The organism is Actinomycetota bacterium (assembly GCA_019347675.1).
Taxonomy (GTDB): domain Bacteria; phylum Actinomycetota; class Nitriliruptoria; order Nitriliruptorales; family JAHWKO01; genus JAHWKW01.
The window spans coordinates 1-4,627 of sequence record JAHWKW010000054.1 but is presented as its reverse complement, the minus strand read 5'-3'; the positions used below and the strand labels follow the sequence as shown (position 1 = coordinate 4,627).

Annotated in this window: 1 protein-coding gene; it reads left to right on the top strand. The window is 68.0% G+C overall.

Features of this window, described 5'->3' with window-relative positions; translation table 11 throughout:
- Window positions 1-4,627: hypothetical protein (locus KY462_16620; GenBank protein MBW3579323.1), on the top strand; the 4,627-nt coding region annotated here is incomplete at both ends.

Here is a 4,627-nt window from a genome sequence, read left to right as displayed (position 1 = left end):
GACGTCGAGTTCCCGAAGACGTGGTCCCAGAACGCCACCAACATCGTGGCCCAGAAGTATTTCCGCGGCCAGATCGGCTCGGCCACCCGCGAGCGCAGCGTCAAGCAGATGGTCTCCCGCGTCGCGGGCACCATCGCCGACTGGGGGCGCAGCCGCGGCTACTTCGCCTCCGCCGAGGACGGCGACACCTTCGAGGCCGAGCTCACCTACATCCTGCTCCACCAGATGGCGGCGTTCAACTCGCCGGTGTGGTTCAACGTGGGGTTCGAGGAGAGCCCTCAGAGCTCGGCCTGCTTCATCCTCTCGGTCGACGACACGATGGAGTCGATCCTCGCCTGGAACACCAAGGAGGGCAACATCTTCCGCGGGGGCTCTGGAGCGGGCATCAACCTGTCACGCGTACGGGGGTCGATGGAGCCGCTGAGCAAGGGCGGCACCGCCTCTGGGCCTGTCTCGTTCATGCGGGGGGCCGACGCGTGGGCGGGCACGATCAAGTCGGGCGGCAAGACGCGCCGCGCGGCGAAGATGGTCGTCCTCGACGTCGACCACCCCGACATCCGCGAGTTCGTCTGGTGCAAGGCCAAGGAGGAGGACAAGGCCGAGGCCCTGGCCAAGGCCGGCTTCGACATGTCGATCGACGGTGAGGGCTTCCAGTCGATCCAGTACCAGAACGCCAACAACTCGGTCCGTGTCAGCGACGAGTTCATGCGCGCCGTCGAGAACGACGAGGAGTGGCGCACGACCTCCCGCATGACCGGCGAGCCGATCGGCGAGCCCATGCAGGCCCGCGAGCTGATGCGCGAGATAGCCGCGGCCACCTGGCGCTGCGCCGACCCGGGCGTGCAGTACGACACGACGATCAACCAGTGGCACACCTCGCCCAACTCGGGGCGGATCAACGCCTCCAATCCCTGCTGCTTCACCGGCGAGACGCTGGTGCACACCACCGACGGCCCGGTGCCCTTCGACGAGCTGCACCGTCGGCACACGCTCGGCGAGGATCTGCCGGAGGTCGCGGCGTACGACCGCAGTATCGGCAGGGCGACCGTCGAGTCCGTGTCAGCCGTCTGGATTGCCGGCATGACCAACGAGCTCATCGAGGTGACCACGGCCGACGGGGCGGTCCTTCGCTGCACCCCCGAGCATCGGTTCCTGCTCACCAGCGGCCAGTACATCGAGGCCCAGTCGCTGTCAGCCGGCATCGCCCTGCGCTCGGGAGCCCTCGCGCCCGTCTTCGCGTCCGTCGGGGGCCCGACCGAGGTCGCCGAGCGGCCGTCGAGCGGCCAGACACGGGTCAGGGCGGTCCGGCGACTGGAGCTCCATACCAGCGTGCCGGTGTTCGACCTCGAGGTACCCGCGACGCGCAACTTCGCCGTCACCAGCGCCGAGGGGCCGGACAGCGGCGTGGTGGTCCACAACTCCGAGTACATGCACGTCGACGACTCGGCGTGCAACCTCGCGTCGCTGAACCTCATGAAGTTCCGCCGCGAGGATGGTTCGCTCGACGTGGACGCCTTCGAGCACACCGTCGACATCGTGTTCCTCGCCCAGGAGATCATCGTCGGGCCGTCGAGCTACCCGACCGAGGAGATCGGCGTCAACGCCCGCGCGTTCCGTCAGCTCGGCCTGGGCTACGCCAACCTCGGCGCCTTCCTCATGTCCAACGGCATGCCCTACGACTCCGACGAAGGCCGTGGCACCGCTGCGGCCATCACCGCGCTGATGACCGGCCGTGCGTACCTGGGGTCTGCGCGTATCGCCGCAGCCATGGGCGCCTACGAGCGCTACGAGGAGAACCGCGAGCCCCACAACGCGGTCATGCGCATGCACCGCGACGCCTCGTACTCGATCCCCGAATCCACGTGCGCAGACACCGGACTGCTCGAGGCGGCCCGTGCGTCGTGGGACGATGCGGTGGCCACGGGAGAGGTTCACGGTTACAGAAATGCACAGGCCACTGTTCTTGCACCCACGGGTACTATCTCTTTTTTGATGGATTGTGACACTACCGGCGTCGAGCCCGACTTTTCACTGGTGAAGTTCAAGGAGCTGGTCGGCGGCGGGAGCATGACCATCCCCAACCGCACGGTGCCCCTCGCGCTGCAGACACTGGGCTATGCCGGTGAGCAGATCGCCGAGATCGAGGCCCACGTCGCCGCGACCAACACGATCGTCGGCGCGCCGCACCTGTTCGCCGAGCATCTCGAGGTCTTCGACGTGGCGGTCGGTGAGCGCGCCATCTCCCACATGGGCCACATCAAGATGATGGGCGCCGTCCAGCCGTTCATCAGCGGCGCGATCTCGAAGTGCGTCGTGGGGGACACCCTCGTGGCAAGTGAGCACGGATTGACCCGGATCGGCAGCCTGCGCAACGGTGAGCACCCCGACTCCTTCCGGGACATGCGGCTCACCATCGCCTCGCTGGACGGTCGGCGAGCCACCGATGCGTTCTACTACGGCGGACGCAGGCCCGTGCGCGAGGCGGTGCTGCGTTCGGGGCACCGTGTGACCGGCACGCCCAACCACATGGTGCTGACCTGCGATGAGGGGCAGCTCGCTTGGCGCCGGCTCGACGAGTTGGAACCCGGCGATCAGGTCGCGACTCAGTACGGCGACAACCTCTGGGCCACGGCTCCCGCGAGCTTCGCCGACTTTGTACCCTCGCCGTCCTGGGGTTCCCAGAAGGCGATCGCGATTCCCGAGGCGATGACCGAGCGACTGGCCTTCGTGCTCGGCGCATACGCGGCTGAGGGCCATATCACCCGAAGCACCCACACGGTGAGGATCAGCAACGCCGATGAAACCGTCATCGCCCGGCTGGTGGCCCTCATGACCGAGATCTTCGAGCGCGTCCCGAAGGTGGTTCGGCCGGTCGGCCGCTGCCCGTCGATCGAGCTCTCCTCGAAGCGCCTCGTCGAGTTCCTCGACTACCTCGGATGTGGCAACGGAGCTGCGCACAAGCGGGTGCCCGACGCGATCCTGCGCTCCCCGCGCGCCATGGTGCTGCGCTTCCTCGAGGGTCTGTGTCTTGATGCCTACCTGACTACGCGCGGGATGGCGAAGTGGGCGATCTGCGTCGACTCGCCGCGCTTGCTCGATGACCTGCAGGCGATCCTCACCAACCTCGGGATCGTGCACGGGCGCGTCTCGAAGTACAACGCGCCGTACGACAAGACGTTCGACGAAATCTACGCCGCCGGACGGGAGGCTCAACGGCTCGTCGGCATGATCGACTTCGCCGAGCCGCACAAGGCGCTGCGAGCGACGGAGATCGCCTCGCGCCAGTACCACCAGAGCACGGCCGACGTGATCCCGGGCGTCTCGGGTCGCGAGCTCTACGAGCTCATCCCGGTAGGGAGCAGCGGCCGCTCGGGAGCCGGCACGGGGCTCCGACAGCGCCATCGCCATCTCGTCGATGCGCGGACGAGTGACGTGTCGCGCGAGTCGGTCGTGCGGCTAGCCGAGATTCCCGGCGTCGAGCTTCCCGAGTGGCTTCAGCAAGTCGTCGAGCGCAACCTGCACTTCAGTCCCGTGACATCGGTGATCGCCGCCGGCGAGCGCGAGGTCTTCGATATTTCGGTTCCCGGAACCCACGCGTTCGTTGCCAACGGCATCGTCAACCACAACACCGTCAACCTGCCCCAGGCCGCCACGGTCGAGGACATCGCCGACGCCTACCTGCAGGCTTGGCGGATGGGCGTCAAGGCGCTGGCCATCTACCGCGACGGCTCCAAGACCGCGCAGGCGCTGCGCACCGAGGCCCACGACGTCCAGGGCGCAGCCGAGGACGGCGCCTTCACCCAGGAGCAGGTCGACACCCTCATCGCCCAGGCGGTCGACGCCGCGGTGGCCGAGACAGCGGTGGCCGCGCGCGAGGAGGGCCGCTCGGAGGCGCTGCGCGCCGCCGGCCCGGCCCGTAAGCGCATGCCCCGTGAGCGCCAGTCGATCACCCACAAGTTCTCGATTGCCGGCCACGAGGGCTACATCACCGCCGGCATGTACGAGGACGGCTCGCTGGGCGAGATCTTCCTCACCGACATCGGCAAGGAGGGCTCGACGCTGCGCGGGCTGCTCAACTCCTTCGCGACCGCCATCTCGATCGCTCTGCAGTACGGCGTGCCGCTGGAGACGCTGGTGCAGAAGTTCAGCTACATGCGCTTCGAGCCCGAGGGGATGACCCAGAACCCGGAGATTCCCTTCGCCAAGTCGATGCCCGACTACATCATGCGCTGGCTGGCCTCGCGCTTCCTCGACACGGACGCCCAGGAGGAACTGGGCATCCTGACCCCAGAAGTCCGCGCGCGGATGACCGGCGAGGACGCGAGCAGCGGTGCGCCCGGCGGCACGTCGGGCCCGGCGAACGGCGGCGCCGCGCCGCCCGCCCCCGCTCCGCCGGCCGCACGATCTCGGCTTTCGGGCCGAATGTGCCCCTGCCCTCGATCGTCCACAGCTGGCAGCGGCCGCGCCTCAACCATCCCGACTCGGCGGCGCTCACCCTACTCGAGCAGATCCTGTCGGGTGGCCAGTCGTCGCGGCTGTTCCGCTCGTTGGTTTACGACCGGCAGCTCGCGCAAAGCGCCAACGCGATCGACTTCGGACTCGAGGATGCCGGCATGTTCGCCCTCCA